Origin of the sequence: Acinetobacter sp. TG2027, assembly GCF_000302435.1 — a bacterium.
GTDB classification, from domain to species: Bacteria; Pseudomonadota; Gammaproteobacteria; order Pseudomonadales; family Moraxellaceae; genus Acinetobacter; species Acinetobacter pittii.
Map to the genome: position 1 here is coordinate 126,826 of NZ_AMJN01000031.1, position 14,490 is coordinate 141,315.

The following is a 14,490-nucleotide window of genomic DNA, read 5'->3' on the forward strand; positions in this document are numbered from 1 at the left end:
CTGTTTATCTTTTTTTATTCGCTTACTGGTTTCAGCAGGCTTTTCTCTTTGAGGAAATATCATGTCGCAGCGATCCCGAGTGCTGCCTGGGTTTGGTCTATCTTTGGGCTTCACCCTCGCCTACGTTTCTTTTATTGTGCTTATTCCATTAGCCGCAGTCTTTATCAAATCATTTGGAATCGGATGGGACGGATTATGGGAAATTTTAACCTCTGAGCGTATTTTAAAATCGCTTCAACTCAGCTTTAGTTCAGCTTTAATCGCAGCATCTATTAATGTTGTGTTTGGTCTGCTTTTGGCTTGGTGTCTTGTTCGCTATAACTTTCCCGGAAAGCGTCTAGTTGATGCTTTGGTCGATTTACCATTTGCTCTTCCGACGGCAGTTGCAGGTATTGCACTGACTTCACTCTATGCACCTACTGGTTGGTTAGGTCAATATCTGGAACCACTTGGTATTCAGGTTGCCTATACGCCTATCGGAATTACGCTGGCATTGGTATTTATTGGTATTCCTTTTATTGTTCGGACCGTTCAACCGGTACTCAGCGATATTGAAACCGAACTTGAGGAAGCAGCTTCAGCACTTGGTGCAAATCGTTGGCAGACCATTACTAAAATTATTTTACCCATCTTACTACCTGCTCTATTTACAGGCTTTGCTTTAGCATTTGCTCGCGGCGTGGGTGAGTATGGCTCTGTTATTTTTATTGCAGGTAACCAGCCGTTTAAAACAGAAATCGCACCGCTGATGATTATTTCTCGTCTTGAAGAATATGATTATGCAGGTGCAACGACCATTGCAGCGGTCATGTTAGTTCTCTCTTTTATCATTCTATTTGTCATTAACTTACTTCAAGCATGGGCAAACCGTCGTACAGGGAGAAACATCACATGAATTTACATACCGACAGCAATGCACTTGCCTTGAAGTTACAGTCTCGTGATGCAACACGTGAGCCAACTTGGGTACGTTATACCCTTATTACAATTGCACTGATTTTTTTCCTCAGTTGCCTCATGCTGCCACTTATTTTGGTTTTCGTAGAAGCATTTAAACAGGGACTTGAAGTCTATGTTCAGGCTTTGATTGATCCAGATACCTTATCAGCAGTGAAATTAACATTACTCACCGCAGCAATTGCAGTTCCAATTAATGTGATATTTGGTATTGCTGCAGCTTGGGCTGTCTCTAAGTTCCAGTTTAAAGGCAAGGCAATTTTAACCACTATCATTGATATGCCTTTTTCGGTTTCACCTGTTATTGCAGGTTTAATGATTGTACTTATTTTTGGTGCGCAAGGTTGGTTCGGCGGCTGGTTAATGGATCATGACATCAAGATTTTATATGCCGTACCTGGAATTGTTTTAGCAACCATTTTTATTACAGTTCCTTTTGTGGCGCGTGAGTTAATTCCACTCATGGAAGCTCAGGGAACAGAGGAAGAAGAAGCAGCAATTGTACTCGGTGCTTCAGGTTGGCAAACTTTTTGGAAGGTCACCCTCCCTAACATTAAATGGGGTCTGATTTACGGCGTGATTTTGTGTAATGCCCGTGCAATGGGTGAGTTTGGCGCAGTATCAGTGGTTTCTGGTCATATCCGTGGTGAAACCAATACTCTGCCACTGCATGTTGAAATTTTATATAACGAGTACACCTTTAGCGCAGCCTTTGCCGTGTCCTCACTGCTTGCCTTCTTAGCTCTTTTAACACTGATCTTAAAAACTTGGTTAGAGCTACATCAAGATAAACCAGAACCGCATTCAACTGATTCGTAAGGAATGAAATCATGAGTATTCAAGTTAAAAATATTGAAAAACACTTTGGTGCATTCCATGCGCTTAAAAATATTTCCCTAGACTTTCCAGAGGGTGAACTGGTTGCGCTACTTGGACCATCTGGTTGTGGTAAGACGACACTGCTTCGTATCATTGCAGGTCTAGAGTCAGCCGATGGCGGTCAGGTTTTACTTGAAGGTGAAGATGCGACTAATGTACATGTGCGTGAGCGTCAAGTTGGTTTTGTATTCCAGCATTATGCTTTATTCCGCCATATGACTGTATTTGACAATATTGCCTTTGGTTTACGTGTTCGACCTCGTGCAACCCGTCCTTCGGAAGCTGAAATTAAAAAACGTGTCACTCGTTTACTTGATCTAGTTCAACTAGGCTTTTTAGCAGACCGCTACCCTGCTCAGCTTTCTGGCGGACAACGTCAGCGTATTGCTTTAGCCCGTGCTTTGGCAGTAGAACCTCGCGTGTTATTACTCGATGAACCATTTGGCGCTCTAGATGCCAAAGTACGCAAAGAATTACGTCGCTGGTTACGCAACTTACATGATGAATTGCATATCACTTCAATTTTCGTGACTCACGATCAAGAAGAAGCACTTGAGGTTGCAGACCAAATTATTGTCATGAATAAAGGTAATGTTGAGCAAATCGGCTCACCTCGTGAAGTTTATGAAAAACCTACAACGCCATTTGTATTTGATTTCTTGGGTCAGGCAAATCGATTTGAAGGTGAACATACGGAAGGTATCATCCGTATCGGTAATGACCGTATTCAACTACCAACAGCAGTTGAGGCGCCTCAAGGAAAAGTGATTGCTTTTGCCCGTCCAGATGAGTTACATATTCACTCGCAACCGCAAGCGAATACCATTGAAGCGACTTTTGTACGTGAAATCTGGATTGCTGGAAAAGTAGTGGCCGAATTACAAGACCGTAATGGACGTTTAATTGAAATTGCTCTGAGCAGTGAAGCTGCAAAATTACATGCATTTAAACCTAATCAAACTGTTTGGGTGAGCGCATCTCAATTGCACTTATTTGCAGACCAAGTTGCTTAAGAAATATATTTGGTGAGGAAATATCTTGCGGATCTTTAGACGCTCCTCACCTCTTTTGAGGAAAAGTGTAAATGAACTTTCAACAATTAAGAATTATCCGAGAAACAGTACGCCAAAACTTTAACTTGACGGAAGCATCGGCTGCACTCTACACATCTCAATCGGGTGTAAGTAAACACATCAAAGATTTAGAAGATGAATTAGGTGTTCAACTTTTCGTTCGTAAAGGTAAACGCCTTTTAGGTTTAACTGAACCAGGACAGTCACTTCTTAGCATTGTTGAACGCATGTTAGTGGATGCTGAAAATATTAAACGACTTGCTGAAGATTTTAATAAGGTTGATGAAGGAACACTAACGATCGCAACTACGCATACACAAGCGCGTTATGTATTGCCTCCAATCGTTAATCAATTTAAGAAATTATTTCCAAAAGTTCATTTGATTTTACAACAAGCTAGCCCTGTCGAAATTTCAGAAATGCTTTTACAAGGTGAAGCGGATATTGGAATTGCAACCGAGTCTTTAACGACTGAAGAAAATCTGGCTAGCATTCCTTACTATCAATGGCAGCACAGTATTATTACCCCGCAAAATCATCCTCTGGTGCAAGCGGATAAGATCACTCTAGAACTTTTAGCAGAATATCCACTCATTACTTATCATGGTGGTTTTACAGGTCGATCTAAAATTGATAAAGCGTTTGAAGAGGCTCATCTAGATGCAGATATCGTAATGTCAGCTCTTGATGCCGATGTTATCAAAACCTATGTGGAACTTGGCATGGGTGTCGGGATTGTCAATGACGTGGCTTATGACACAGAACGTGATTATCGTTTAAAGCAAACCAAAACTGATATTTTTGGTGTTAATACCACATGGATTGCGGTTCGAAAAGGCCATCTATTACGCGGTTATGGTTACGAATTTATTTCTTTATGCTCACCTGATGCAGATATTAAAGCGCTTAAGAAAATCGCTTATCCAGATGAATAAAAATTAAAATAAATAAAAGAGCTTTTTTGCTCTTTTATTTATTTTTATTAAGTACAAAAAAACGAGCCGTAGCTCGTTTTTTCTTTTTGATCTTACCAGTAGAAGTTCACACCAACTTTACCAACTGGTAACCATTTGTATTTATCGTCATTACGAATTTCATTTTCTTCCTTATCTACTGCATCTTGAGCAGACGTTGGGTTACCATTCACAGGAGCAAGATTATATTGAGTTAACTGAACTTTTGGATTACCTGTATAGTAAGCACCTACCTCACCAAATACACCCCAATTTTTATTAAATTTCGGTGCAAAACCAAAACCTACATAAGGGGCGATATTATTTTCATAATTCATCTTACCTCTTACACCACCTTCTTGGCCAGCAACTGCTTGTTGATAGTTTTTACCATCAATTGATAATGTTTCGCCATTACCAATACGTTTAGCTAAGTCATAATCATTATCTAAATAAGCAGCACCCGCAGCTACATATAAGCCTTGAGCCCATGGATTAGAACTAGCGCCCCAAGGACGTATTTCAGCATTTAGATAAATATTATTGTTATCCATATCTAGGTCATATTTAGTACCATTTACAGAGACGTCATCTGTCCACGAAATGTCACCACCGTTATAACCCAGAGCCAAACCTACATATGGGTTGGCTTGCCATAATAAAGCACCACCGTAACCAGTTGTACCTACCTCAGCACGCACCCCTACAGGAAGTAATTGTTTTTGGTCAAATGCATAGCTGTCATGAACAACAGCTTCATCTGCCATTGCAGCACCAGCAGCGAATAAAGCTGTTGTTGTAACTAACACACGTAATGCTTTCATAGTTTTCTCCTCAAAAAGGCTTTGTTTTTAATTTATTCATCTTGTGACTGAAATCATGATAATGACAGCTTAGATTCTTTTTTATACAAAAAATGCTAGATTTCTGTTATTTTTTGATACAAATTGAGTTAAATTTTTATTTTCAAATCATTTTTGTGTAAAAAACACTTGATTATCTAATAAGCTTATTTCGATTTACCTCATTTATATCATCAATTAAACGTAACACGTTTTTTGAAAGATTCTTGTCACAAATTAGTGTAAAATCTTTAAAATTTTTTATGGAAGGAAGATCATGTCTCAGCTTTCTACGATCATTGAGCAAGCATTTGAAGACCGCGCAAATTTTACTGCAGCAGATTGTTCAAGCGAAATTCGCCAAGCTGTTGAAGAAGCAATTGCTGGTTTAGATAACGGTACACTTCGAGTTGCTGAAAAAATCAATGGTGAATGGGTTGTTCATCAATGGTTAAAAAAAGCTGTTTTATTATCATTTAAACTGAATGACAATAAACCAATCGAGTCATGTGATCTTCGTTTCTATGACAAAGTTGAAACTAAATTCTCTGGTTGGACTGAAGAGCAATTTAAAGCTGCAGGTGTTCGTGTTGTTCCTCCTGCTGTAGCACGTCGTGGTAGCTTCCAAGCTAAAAACGTGGTGTTAATGCCATCTTATGTCAACATTGGTGCTTATGTAGATGAAGGCACAATGGTTGATACATGGGCAACTGTAGGTTCATGTGCTCAAATCGGTAAAAATGTTCACTTGTCTGGTGGTGTAGGTATTGGTGGTGTTTTAGAACCATTACAAGCTAACCCAACTATTATTGAAGACAACTGCTTTATCGGTGCACGTTCAGAAATCGTTGAAGGCGTTATCGTTGAAGAAGGCTCAGTCATTTCAATGGGCGTTTTCATTGGTCAATCAACTAAAATTTATGACCGTGAAACTGGCGAAATCCATTATGGTCGTGTACCAGCAGGTTCAGTTGTAGTTTCAGGCAGCTTGCCATCTAAATGTGGTACTTACAGCTTATATGCTGCAATTATCGTGAAAAAAGTTGATGCGCAAACACGCTCAAAAACAAGCTTGAACGATTTGTTACGCGCTGACTAATTTGTTATAACTCTCTTGCGGAGCTTTAATCGCTCCTCATCTCTACGATCAAACTGATCGTAGAGATTTTATTTTTTATATAGTGTGGTATTTCTAGAATGGCTTCCTTACGTTCCTCTGCAATTCCTGTCTCAGACCCTGCGTCCGGTTTACGCATTACCGAGATTTTTTACTCGTTGCAGGGTGAAGCAAATGCCTCTGGCCTACCGACTGTATTTATCCGTCTAACAGGCTGTCCATTACGTTGTAGCTATTGCGATACCACCTATTCCTTTGAAGGTGGCGAACGTTTTTCACTTGAACATATCATTGAAACAGCTACACAATTTCAAACACCTTATATTTGTGTAACAGGTGGTGAACCTCTTGCTCAGCCAAACTGTTTGATTTTATTACAACGTTTATGTGAGGCAGATTTTGACGTCTCTTTAGAAACCAGTGGCGCTCTTGATGTATCAAGAGTGGATCCCCGTGTTTCAAAAGTCCTAGATTTAAAGACTCCAACTTCTGGTGAAGAACATCGCAATCTCATCAGTAATCTTGACCATTTAACACCACGTGATCAAATCAAATTTGTGATTTGTAATCGTGAAGACTATGAATGGTCAAAACAACAAGTTGAAAAATATCAACTGCAAACCAAAGTCAGTACCGTTTGGTTCTCCCCTGCCTTTGCGGTTGAAAAAGGTGCTGTAGGCCTGCCACGTCTAGCACGTGATCTGGCACAGTGGATACTTGATGATAAATTACCTGTTCGTTTCCAACTTCAGTTACATAAACTGCTTTGGAACGATGAATCAGGTCGTTAATCACTCAATAAAATAAATCATTCCGAATATGGAGAAAAATATGCGCTCTCGTGCCATTGTTTTACTTTCAGGCGGCTTAGACTCAACCACTTGCCTAGCTTGGGCACAAGCGCGCTATGAATGTATTGCTATTAGTTTTATGTATGGTCAACGCTCAACCACTGAACTTGATGCTGCAAAAGCATTAGCTCAGCGTTCAGGTGTTGAACATCGTGTAATTAATATTGATCTCGCTAATTTAGGTGGATCAGCACTTACAGATCACAACATTGCAGTACCAGAACAGTTACAAGAAGGTATTCCTGTAACTTATGTACCAGCGCGTAACACTATTTTCCTCTCTTATGCTCTAGCAGCAGCCGAAGTATTTAATGCTGAAGCTATTATTATTGGTATCAATGCTGTTGATTATTCAGGATATCCTGATTGTCGTCCTGAATTTATTGATGCTTTTGCGAATATGGCCCGTTTAGCAACTAAAGCTGGCGTAGAAGGAAAACCACTTAAATTTGAAACACCCCTGTTACATTTATCCAAAGCGAATATCATACGTTTAGGGATTGAACATGGCGTAGACTATAGTCAAACGGTATCTTGCTACCAAGCAGATGCTCAAGGACGTGCGTGTGGTAAATGTGACAGTTGCCGTTTGCGTAAAGAAGGCTTTATCGATGCTGGTGTTACCGATCCAACACGCTATATACCGTAATAAGTAGGTAAAATTTATGAAGTTGTTAAAATCAAATCTTATTCTTTCATCTTTATTCTCAGCAGCTGCACTTATGGCGGGTTCAGCTCAAGCAGCTGAAAACCCAGTTCAAGCGGCATATAAAAGCACTAATGTTAAAGGTGCATTAGTTAACGTTTGTAAAGAACAAACTGCTAAAGGCGGCAAGTTAAGTTCATCTGAAGTTAGCAAATTCTGTAGCTGCCAAGTTGAAGCACAAGGTAAAGTGACTGAAGCACAAAAATGGGAAATCCAAAGCGCAATCAATGCGAAGAAAAGCCCAAGTTCTCTAGGATTTGTACAACAACAAAACCGTGATCTTAAAGCATGTTTTGGTCCTCAGTTAACAACTAAGCTTGAAAAGTTAACTGAAGATGCAATGAAGGCAGCTCAACAACAAGCTCCTAAAAAATAAGATTTTAATGTTCCAAATTAAGCCTGCATTTTTGCAGGCTTTTTTATAGCTCTGTTAAAATGACAGCACTTTTGACCAATTCATTTGATGTAAGCTATGCAAGAACAATGGAAAACTAATGCTAACCATAAAAGGTCTATTGTCTCATTTAGTGGAGGCAAAGATAGTTCTCTAGCACTCTACCATGCAATGCAGACAGGCGAAGTGATTGGGTTGATCGTAATGCTAGAAGAACAAGGCCAACGTTCTCGCTCACATGCCATGCCTCTTGATATTATTCAAGCGCAAGCTAAAGCAATCGGCTTGCCCGTGTTTATGGCTTCATCAAGTTGGAATGACTATGAAGTAAAGTTTATTGAATTACTCAATCAAGCAAAACAACAAGGAGCCGAGGTACTGGTTACAGGTGACCTTGATCTGCCTGAACACGGCTGTTGGCATGATCGAGTAACGCAACAAGTAGGTCTTCAATTAGGAATGCCTCTTTGGCTACGTCCGCATCGTGAAGTTGTTGAAGAATTTATTCAACTTGGATTCCAGAGTGTAGTGGTGACCGTAAACCTTAAACTTGGGATGAAGATAGAAGATTTAGGTAAAACCTTAACTTTAGAATATATCCAAGAGCTTGAGAACCGTGGCATTGATCTATGTGGTGAGGGCGGTGAATTTCATACAACTGTGATTGATGGACCAATTTTTAACAAAGCAATCCCTGTAAGAAAACTCAATATTGTTTATCATGAGGAATACGCTTTTTTACCACTTGAATTAGATCAAATTTAACTTTTAAAGGATAAGAAATGTCTGAGAATATTCAATTGCCAAATCAGGTGTTCCCTACTACACACGGCGAAGTGAACTTGACCGAAGTCGAAAATGAATGGCTAATCATTTACTTCTATCCTAAAGATTCAACACCAGGATGTACAACACAAGCAGTGGGTTTTTCTTGTTTGAAAGATCAGTTTGATGCTTTAGGTGCCCGTATTTTCGGTATTTCACGTGACTCGGTAAAAGCCCATCAAAATTTTACAGAGAAGCAAGCACTTACTATTGATCTGATCAGTGATAAAGAAGAAATTCTTTGTAATCACTTTGATGTGATTAAAGAAAAGAATATGTATGGAAAGAAAGTAATGGGCATTGAACGTTCTACTTTTATTTTCCATAACAAAACTTTAGTTAAAAGCTATCGCAAAGTTAAAGCAGCTGGGCATGCAGAGCAAGTTCTAGAAGACTTAAAAGCTCTACAAACAGCTTAATAAACTTAAGAAACAAAAAGCGAGCATAATGCTCGTTTTTTGTATATGAACAAATTACTTACTCCTTTACTTTGGCGTATGATAAAGACATTAGAATAATTCACGCTAAGGTATTTACATGAGTCTGCTCAAAGTTTGTAATTTACTGTCTAGTGGTCTTGTTATCTCTGCTTGCTCCGTTAGTTCATCCGGTATGCCGCCCTCAATTACACCATCTACCGCACAAGTTGAAACTCCACCTATAAAAATAAGTTGCCAAGATTTACAAAACCCGGCCTATCAACAAGCTGTACTTAAAATAATCAATCAGATTCGCCAGCAATCACGCCAATGTGGACAACAACATTTCGCTGCAACCAGACCATTAAGTTGGAGTAATAATTTATATAAAGGTGCACTTTCTCATAGTAAAGATATGGCAACACACAACTTTCTCGGACATGTTGGCTCCACGGGACTAGATTTAAAATCACGTTTGAAAATTTATAATACACTCGGTAAAGCCAATGGTGAAAATGTCGCGAGTGTACAGAAAACATTAGATGAAGTGATGTCTAGATGGCTGTCGAGTCCCCTACATTGTAGTAACCTAATGAACCCTAAATTTACAACTTACGCAATTGCTTGTGCTTCTGATCAATCTGTAAAACAAAAGAGCTATTGGACTCAACAATTTGGTACACGTTAAAAGGAAAAAAGATGCAATCAGGTTCGATCACCCCTATTTTAAGAATTTTTGATGTCGAGTTAGCTCAATCATTTTATCTTGAGTTCTTAGGTTTTCAGCTTGATTGGCAACACCAATTTGAAGACAACTTTCCATTATATTTACAAATTTCTAAAGATGATTGCGTAATTCATTTATCCGAGCATTTTGGTGATGTAAGTCCACATAGTGCGATCCGTATTTATTGGGAACATATTTATGAGTTGCACAGTGAACTAAGCCAAAAAAATTATAAATTTTCTAAGCCTCAAGTTGAAAAAACAGATTGGGAGACACTTGAACTCAGTATCACCGATCCTTTTTCAAACCGAATTATCTTTTGGGCAGATGCTTAATCGATATACATTTATTCACAATCATCGAGATTAGAACGATCATCTTCTTCAAAACGTTGTTGCAACTGTTGATAAGTGCGTGTTTTTTTAAATTCATCCAAAAATTGAATAGTTCCTACAGGGAAAAATTCCGTTTGGATTTCACCACGATAATAAGCTTCACGCATTGGCGTTGCCGAGATAGAGTCTTTTAAACTATTAAGTTCAACCATAATCCACTCAGGAAATAGTCGTAAATAATATGAAGACTCATCCTTAAAGTGTCCAATCAAACCAACTTTTGAGTTCGGTTCAATTACGCCATTCACTAAAGATTTAACTTGTTTTACCCATTTTTCGTCATTATAAACATCTACTACATGTACAAAACGAATGCGTTTTTGCTCTTCTAACGAGAAATTTGACAAGATCATTTGCTCGCGCTCTACTGCTAAGAACGGATTTTTAATATTACGTTCCATTTGAGCAGAACCTAATGCCAAAACGACATAGTGGCTTTGTTGTAAGGCAATTTCAATTGTCTGCATATGAGCTAAATGAAATGGTTGAAAACGCCCTATAAAAACGAGATAGTCAAATTTATACATAATTAGATTTTCACTTTTTATGAACTCACCAGTTAACCGCATTACAAAAAATATGCGCCATAATGAGAACCTAAAAATTAACAACGTGGTTTAAAGCAAGGATAGTACGATGACACTTAGCTGTATTCAACAACCTCATCAACATTTACACGCAAATTTAGAAGGTGGCGTACTCACCTTAGCCATAAATCGTCCAGAAGCAAAAAATGCACTGTATGGCGAACTTTACTTATGGATTGCCAAAGCACTTGATGAAGCTGACCAAGACAAAGATGTACGAGTAATCGTTCTACGTGGTGTAGAGCAAGATTTTACCGCTGGTAATGACATGAAAGATTTTATGGGTTTTGTACAAAATCCTAATCTAGGCCCAGCAGGTCAAGTTCCTCCGTTTGTACTCCTTAAATCTGCTGCTAGATTATCGAAGCCGCTTATTATTGCAGTAAAAGGTGTGGCTATTGGTATTGGTGTTACGATTTTATTACATGCAGATTTAGTTTTTGCTGACAATACCGCCCTTTTCCAAATTCCATTTGTAAGCCTTGGCCTTTCTCCAGAAGGCGGTGCAAGCCAACTATTGGTTAAACAAGCGGGTTATCACAAAGCAGCTGAACTGCTATTTACTACGAAAAAATTTAATGCAGAAACCGCGGTACAAGCAAGTTTAGTGAATGAAGTCGTTGAAGATGCTTATGCATCTGCTCAGGCAACCGCTCAACATTTAGCAGCTTTACCACTTGCCTCATTAAAACAAACCAAAGCATTGATGAAACATGATTTAGATCAAATTATTGAATGTATTGACCATGAAGCTGAAATCTTTATGCAACGCGTTCAATCTCCAGAAATGCTAGAAGCTGTACAAGCATTTATGCAGAAACGTAAACCAGATTTCTCGCAGTTTAATTAAAAATCAACTTCTATGATTTGAATAAACTCAAAGGCAGGCTCTTCATAAGGATGGCTTGCCTTTAATGCTTTTGCTACAGCCTTTGCATTTGCTTCAATTACAATTGTTTCAACGCGCCACTCATCAACTTGTTCAAGTTCACCCAGCTCTCCGATATAAGGATCTGCACCTTTGACTGGTTTAAATTGCCCTATTCCTTTCACTTGCCATGCGCAGTGTTCATAATTACCGATACCACCCGCACCAGCAGAAAAAATAGCTTGTTTAGTCGACTCAAGATGTGAATCAGGCACGTAATAAATCAGCTTTAACATAGGTAGAATGACTCAAAACTAGTGAACTTACTTTAAATCATACCTTTAAAAAAGCTTCTAAATCAAAGTCAGCTCATCATTACCAAATAATTTGCTCCAATAAAGAGTATTTGAATCGCAAGCGCTAAGCCAAATAAACGCCAGCCCATATCTTTTTTATAAAACGTTTTTATGTGATTTTCATTCTTCATCATTTTGATCTCCGATTTTTTATCATTAAAAATATAAAGCAAAAAATAAGCCATCTATTAAATAATCCTTTATTTAATTTCCTATCCGTTTCATAGTTATTCATTATTATAGTGAAATGAAAATTACTTTTTAACGTTTAAATTTGAAGTAATTTTTACTATAATATTATGCAAATTATATATATTTAATTCTTATGGAAAAAATTTTATCTTCTTCAGAAAAAAAGATGTGGGATACTCCTTCTAGTGATAGAAAAGAAAAAATGTCAACTTCTGAAATAAATGAAAAATATGAAAAGGGAGAGCACCGCATTGTCACTGAGACAAATCGTGAAAAACTACCTAATTTCATAGATGCATTACGTCGAGATGATTATATGGAAGTACGCCCATTTTATCAAAGACGATCAAGATGGGATGAAGCTAGACAATCAAAATTGATCGAATCATTTATTATTAATATACCTGTACCACCTATTTTTCTATATGAAAAATCATACAATTCATATGAGGTAATGGACGGACAACAACGTATCACAGCTATAGCTGACTTTTATGCTAATAAATTTGCTCTCCAAGAACTAGACCTATGGCCAGAATTAAATGGCATGAGATATTCTGACTTACCTAATAAAATTCGCGCTGGATTAGATAGAAGGTCAATATCATCAATAGTTCTATTAAAAGAATCAGCTCCTCATGATGAGGATGCAATATTCTTACGTCAACTCGTTTTTGAAAGATTGAATACTGGCGGTGTTAAATTAGAAAGACAAGAATTAAGGAATTCATTAGGTTCTGGTTTATTCAATGATACTCTTTTTGAAATTGCAAGATATAATTTATTTAGAGAAATATGGGGCTTAGATGAATTTATTGAGGAAGAACTTGAAAATCATAAGCTTCCAATTTACGAAAAATCTTTTTTTAAAAAAATGGAAGATATTGAAGTAGTTTTAAGATTTTTTGCATTAAGGCATATGGATAAATTTCGTTATGGAATACAAGATTTTCTAGACTTATATATGATTAGAAGTAAGGATTTTACTGCTGAAGATTGTATATTTTTAAAAGAATTATATTATAAAACAATAGATACAGCTTATGCTATTTATAATATCAATATATTTAAAACATATGAGGAAGGACGATATTCAAAAAATCCCGTTAAAGGTGTGTATGATGGTGTAATGGTCGCATTATCATATTTTTCTGATAAATTTGAAATTTTAATAAGTAAGAAAGATCGTATAAATGAACTAACTATAAAACTATTTAATGAAGAAGGAATCTCTGCTTTAACTGGTCGTGCAAGTACAAAACAAGATTTAATAAATAGAATTGATTACTTTAAAAAAATTTTTGAAAAGGTTTGCACCGAAGATGTTTGATGCTTTAGAAAATAACTCAATACAAAAAATAGAAGTTATAAAAAATCTGATTTCTACTCATCAAGGAATTACAGATACTTTACCATCACTTGAAAGATTAATTACTAAAGAGTTTTATCTTTCTTCCACAATTACTAAGACCTATGCGATTTTTGAAAATTTTATTAATACAATTATCGCAGACTATCTTGATATATTAAGTGAAATACAAGAATTTTCTAAATTATCTTCAGAATTCCATAAAGAATATCGGATTGGTATTTCACACATTTTGAGCAAACTGGAACATAAAAGATATCAGCATTTAACTCATGAAGATGTCGTAAAATGGTATTATGATGCTATACATAATAATAAGAATTACCGTTTTGTAACTGAAGCACTAACAAGACAAGAAGAGAATTATAGACTCCAAACTATAAATCTTGCATTTATAAAAGTTGATTTAAAAAATTTTCATTCTTGGGTATCACATCATCCAGTTTTAGAAAAAATTTTTCCATCACCTCAAAACAAATTTGCTTCATTAGAAAGTGATTTGAAAAATTTTATTGATTTAAGAAATGAAGCCTCTCATAGATCACTCGAAAATCTACCTGGAGATACTTCATTAGATGGATATTTAGATTTAATTATTGCAATTATCCAAGTTATTTCATCTTATTTTAGGAAATCGGTAATTCTATTAAAAGAAGATCTTTCTTTAATTACCCCTTTAGGAGTTATTACCGAATACTTTAAGAAACATGAGGCATATATTATAAGTTGTAATAAGGATTGTTTTATCAATATAGATTCCAAAGTTTTAGTTTCAACTAACAATAATTGTTTTCTAGCCACAATTGAGTCATTACATGATAATAATATTAGTATTAATGAAATGAAAATTACCAGTCATGAATATGAACTAGGAATAAAGTTTAATATGCCCATTCCTAAAGGATCGAATATCTATATTAATTATAATTAGTAAACAACTGGCTAAATTAGTCAGCCATTAGTAATTGGACTAGAAAACA

At 36.8% G+C, this 14,490-nt stretch carries 19 protein-coding genes; 15 read left to right on the forward strand and 4 right to left on the reverse strand.

Annotation, left to right across the window (positions count from 1 at the left end; genetic code table 11):
- The first annotated feature begins 61 nt into the window (after positions 1–61).
- From cysT to B806_RS0106890, 4 genes are all read left to right on the forward strand, one after another.
- Positions 62–895, forward strand: a complete 834-nt coding sequence (gene cysT, locus B806_RS0106875) for a sulfate ABC transporter permease subunit CysT (protein WP_005067805.1) — start codon at positions 62–64, stop codon at positions 893–895.
- The gene (gene cysW, locus B806_RS0106880; protein WP_017386322.1) at positions 892–1,776 is read left to right on the forward strand and encodes a sulfate ABC transporter permease subunit CysW; all 885 of its coding nucleotides are present in this window, start codon (positions 892–894) and stop codon (positions 1,774–1,776) included. Before cysT ends, cysW begins: the two co-directional genes overlap by 4 nt.
- 11 nt (positions 1,777–1,787) lie before the next feature.
- Positions 1,788–2,849, forward strand: a complete 1,062-nt coding sequence (locus B806_RS0106885) for a sulfate ABC transporter ATP-binding protein (protein WP_014207378.1) — start codon at positions 1,788–1,790, stop codon at positions 2,847–2,849.
- Positions 2,850–2,920: 71 nt separating this feature from the next.
- The gene (locus tag B806_RS0106890; RefSeq protein WP_002118601.1) at positions 2,921–3,844 is read left to right on the forward strand and encodes a CysB family HTH-type transcriptional regulator; all 924 of its coding nucleotides are present in this window, start codon (positions 2,921–2,923) and stop codon (positions 3,842–3,844) included.
- Between the two features lie 92 nt (positions 3,845–3,936).
- Here B806_RS0106890 and carO read toward each other — a convergent pair whose 3' ends face one another.
- Complete coding sequence (gene carO / locus B806_RS0106895) at positions 3,937–4,686, reverse strand: ornithine uptake porin CarO type 1 (protein ID WP_014207379.1); 750 nt, start codon at positions 4,684–4,686, stop codon at positions 3,937–3,939.
- Between the two features lie 295 nt (positions 4,687–4,981).
- Here carO and dapD point away from each other — a divergent pair, with 295 nt between their 5' ends.
- The 8 genes from dapD to B806_RS0106935 all read left to right on the forward strand — a co-directional run bounded on the left by dapD (position 4,982) and on the right by B806_RS0106935 (position 10,078).
- Positions 4,982–5,803: a 2,3,4,5-tetrahydropyridine-2,6-dicarboxylate N-succinyltransferase gene (gene dapD, locus B806_RS0106900; protein WP_002118664.1), complete on the forward strand. Its 822-nt coding sequence runs from the start codon at positions 4,982–4,984 to the stop codon at positions 5,801–5,803.
- A gap of 98 nt (positions 5,804–5,901) precedes the next feature.
- On the forward strand, positions 5,902–6,612 hold the full coding sequence (gene queE / locus B806_RS0106905) for a 7-carboxy-7-deazaguanine synthase QueE (RefSeq protein ID WP_017386323.1): 711 nt from the start codon (positions 5,902–5,904) through the stop codon (positions 6,610–6,612).
- Positions 6,613–6,652: 40 nt separating this feature from the next.
- Positions 6,653–7,321, forward strand: coding sequence for a 7-cyano-7-deazaguanine synthase QueC (queC, locus tag B806_RS0106910; protein ID WP_017386324.1), 669 nt, complete (start codon positions 6,653–6,655; stop codon positions 7,319–7,321).
- A 16-nt stretch (positions 7,322–7,337) separates the two neighbouring features.
- Positions 7,338–7,754, forward strand: a complete 417-nt coding sequence (locus B806_RS0106915; RefSeq protein ID WP_005073124.1) for a hypothetical protein — start codon at positions 7,338–7,340, stop codon at positions 7,752–7,754.
- A gap of 96 nt (positions 7,755–7,850) precedes the next feature.
- Positions 7,851–8,537, forward strand: a complete 687-nt coding sequence (locus tag B806_RS0106920) for a diphthine--ammonia ligase (RefSeq protein ID WP_017386325.1) — start codon at positions 7,851–7,853, stop codon at positions 8,535–8,537.
- A 17-nt stretch (positions 8,538–8,554) separates the two neighbouring features.
- Positions 8,555–9,016 (forward strand): peroxiredoxin, encoded by a 462-nt coding sequence (locus B806_RS0106925; RefSeq protein WP_002118936.1) that lies wholly within the window; start codon positions 8,555–8,557, stop codon positions 9,014–9,016.
- A gap of 118 nt (positions 9,017–9,134) precedes the next feature.
- Positions 9,135–9,704, forward strand: coding sequence for a CAP domain-containing protein (locus B806_RS0106930; RefSeq protein ID WP_017402789.1), 570 nt, complete (start codon positions 9,135–9,137; stop codon positions 9,702–9,704).
- Positions 9,705–9,715: 11 nt separating this feature from the next.
- Positions 9,716–10,078, forward strand: coding sequence for a glyoxalase/bleomycin resistance/extradiol dioxygenase family protein (locus tag B806_RS0106935; RefSeq protein WP_017386327.1), 363 nt, complete (start codon positions 9,716–9,718; stop codon positions 10,076–10,078).
- An 11-nt stretch (positions 10,079–10,089) separates the two neighbouring features.
- Here the strand turns inward: B806_RS0106935 and B806_RS0106940 are convergent, their stop codons facing one another.
- Positions 10,090–10,665, reverse strand: a complete 576-nt coding sequence (locus B806_RS0106940) for a nicotinate-nicotinamide nucleotide adenylyltransferase (RefSeq protein WP_079381036.1) — start codon at positions 10,663–10,665, stop codon at positions 10,090–10,092.
- 109 nt (positions 10,666–10,774) lie between these two features.
- On the opposite strand from B806_RS0106940, the gene B806_RS0106945 reads away from it, so the two are divergent.
- The gene (locus tag B806_RS0106945; protein WP_017386329.1) at positions 10,775–11,575 is read left to right on the forward strand and encodes an enoyl-CoA hydratase-related protein; all 801 of its coding nucleotides are present in this window, start codon (positions 10,775–10,777) and stop codon (positions 11,573–11,575) included.
- Here the strand turns inward: B806_RS0106945 and B806_RS0106950 are convergent.
- Entirely contained in the window at positions 11,572–11,889 is a 318-nt protein-coding gene (locus tag B806_RS0106950) for an NIF3 1 (protein WP_017386330.1), read from the reverse strand. The two genes, B806_RS0106945 and B806_RS0106950, sit on opposite strands and share 4 nt — an antisense overlap.
- A 68-nt stretch (positions 11,890–11,957) precedes the next feature.
- Entirely contained in the window at positions 11,958–12,083 is a 126-nt protein-coding gene (locus tag B806_RS20170) for a KGW motif small protein (protein ID WP_005307535.1), read from the reverse strand.
- A 224-nt stretch (positions 12,084–12,307) separates the two neighbouring features.
- Between B806_RS20170 and B806_RS0106960 the strand changes: the two genes are divergently transcribed.
- Both B806_RS0106960 and B806_RS0106965 read left to right on the forward strand, forming a co-directional pair.
- Complete coding sequence (locus B806_RS0106960; RefSeq protein ID WP_017385828.1) at positions 12,308–13,471, forward strand: DUF262 domain-containing protein; 1,164 nt, start codon at positions 12,308–12,310, stop codon at positions 13,469–13,471.
- Entirely contained in the window at positions 13,464–14,441 is a 978-nt protein-coding gene (locus B806_RS0106965) for a HEPN domain-containing protein (RefSeq protein ID WP_017385827.1), read from the forward strand. Before B806_RS0106960 ends, B806_RS0106965 begins: the two co-directional genes overlap by 8 nt.
- Positions 14,442–14,490: the final 49 nt, after the last annotated feature.

Coding starts and splice junctions, on each gene's coding strand:
- B806_RS0106915 (WP_005073124.1), top strand. CDS start 7,338: ATGAAGTTGTTAAAATCAAATCTTATTCTTTCATCTTTATTCTCAGCA.
- cysT (WP_005067805.1), top strand. CDS start 62: ATGTCGCAGCGATCCCGAGTGCTGCCTGGGTTTGGTCTATCTTTGGGC.
- dapD (WP_002118664.1), top strand. CDS start 4,982: ATGTCTCAGCTTTCTACGATCATTGAGCAAGCATTTGAAGACCGCGCA.
- B806_RS20170 (WP_005307535.1), bottom strand. CDS start 12,083: ATGATGAAGAATGAAAATCACATAAAAACGTTTTATAAAAAAGATATG.
- queE (WP_017386323.1), top strand. CDS start 5,902: ATGGCTTCCTTACGTTCCTCTGCAATTCCTGTCTCAGACCCTGCGTCC.
- B806_RS0106950 (WP_017386330.1), bottom strand. CDS start 11,889: ATGTTAAAGCTGATTTATTACGTGCCTGATTCACATCTTGAGTCGACT.
- B806_RS0106960 (WP_017385828.1), top strand. CDS start 12,308: ATGTGGGATACTCCTTCTAGTGATAGAAAAGAAAAAATGTCAACTTCT.
- B806_RS0106885 (WP_014207378.1), top strand. CDS start 1,788: ATGAGTATTCAAGTTAAAAATATTGAAAAACACTTTGGTGCATTCCAT.
- B806_RS0106930 (WP_017402789.1), top strand. CDS start 9,135: ATGAGTCTGCTCAAAGTTTGTAATTTACTGTCTAGTGGTCTTGTTATC.
- queC (WP_017386324.1), top strand. CDS start 6,653: ATGCGCTCTCGTGCCATTGTTTTACTTTCAGGCGGCTTAGACTCAACC.
- B806_RS0106920 (WP_017386325.1), top strand. CDS start 7,851: ATGCAAGAACAATGGAAAACTAATGCTAACCATAAAAGGTCTATTGTC.
- B806_RS0106945 (WP_017386329.1), top strand. CDS start 10,775: ATGACACTTAGCTGTATTCAACAACCTCATCAACATTTACACGCAAAT.
- B806_RS0106935 (WP_017386327.1), top strand. CDS start 9,716: ATGCAATCAGGTTCGATCACCCCTATTTTAAGAATTTTTGATGTCGAG.
- B806_RS0106940 (WP_079381036.1), bottom strand. CDS start 10,665: ATGTATAAATTTGACTATCTCGTTTTTATAGGGCGTTTTCAACCATTT.
- B806_RS0106890 (WP_002118601.1), top strand. CDS start 2,921: ATGAACTTTCAACAATTAAGAATTATCCGAGAAACAGTACGCCAAAAC.
- B806_RS0106965 (WP_017385827.1), top strand. CDS start 13,464: ATGTTTGATGCTTTAGAAAATAACTCAATACAAAAAATAGAAGTTATA.
- carO (WP_014207379.1), bottom strand. CDS start 4,686: ATGAAAGCATTACGTGTGTTAGTTACAACAACAGCTTTATTCGCTGCT.
- B806_RS0106925 (WP_002118936.1), top strand. CDS start 8,555: ATGTCTGAGAATATTCAATTGCCAAATCAGGTGTTCCCTACTACACAC.
- cysW (WP_017386322.1), top strand. CDS start 892: ATGAATTTACATACCGACAGCAATGCACTTGCCTTGAAGTTACAGTCT.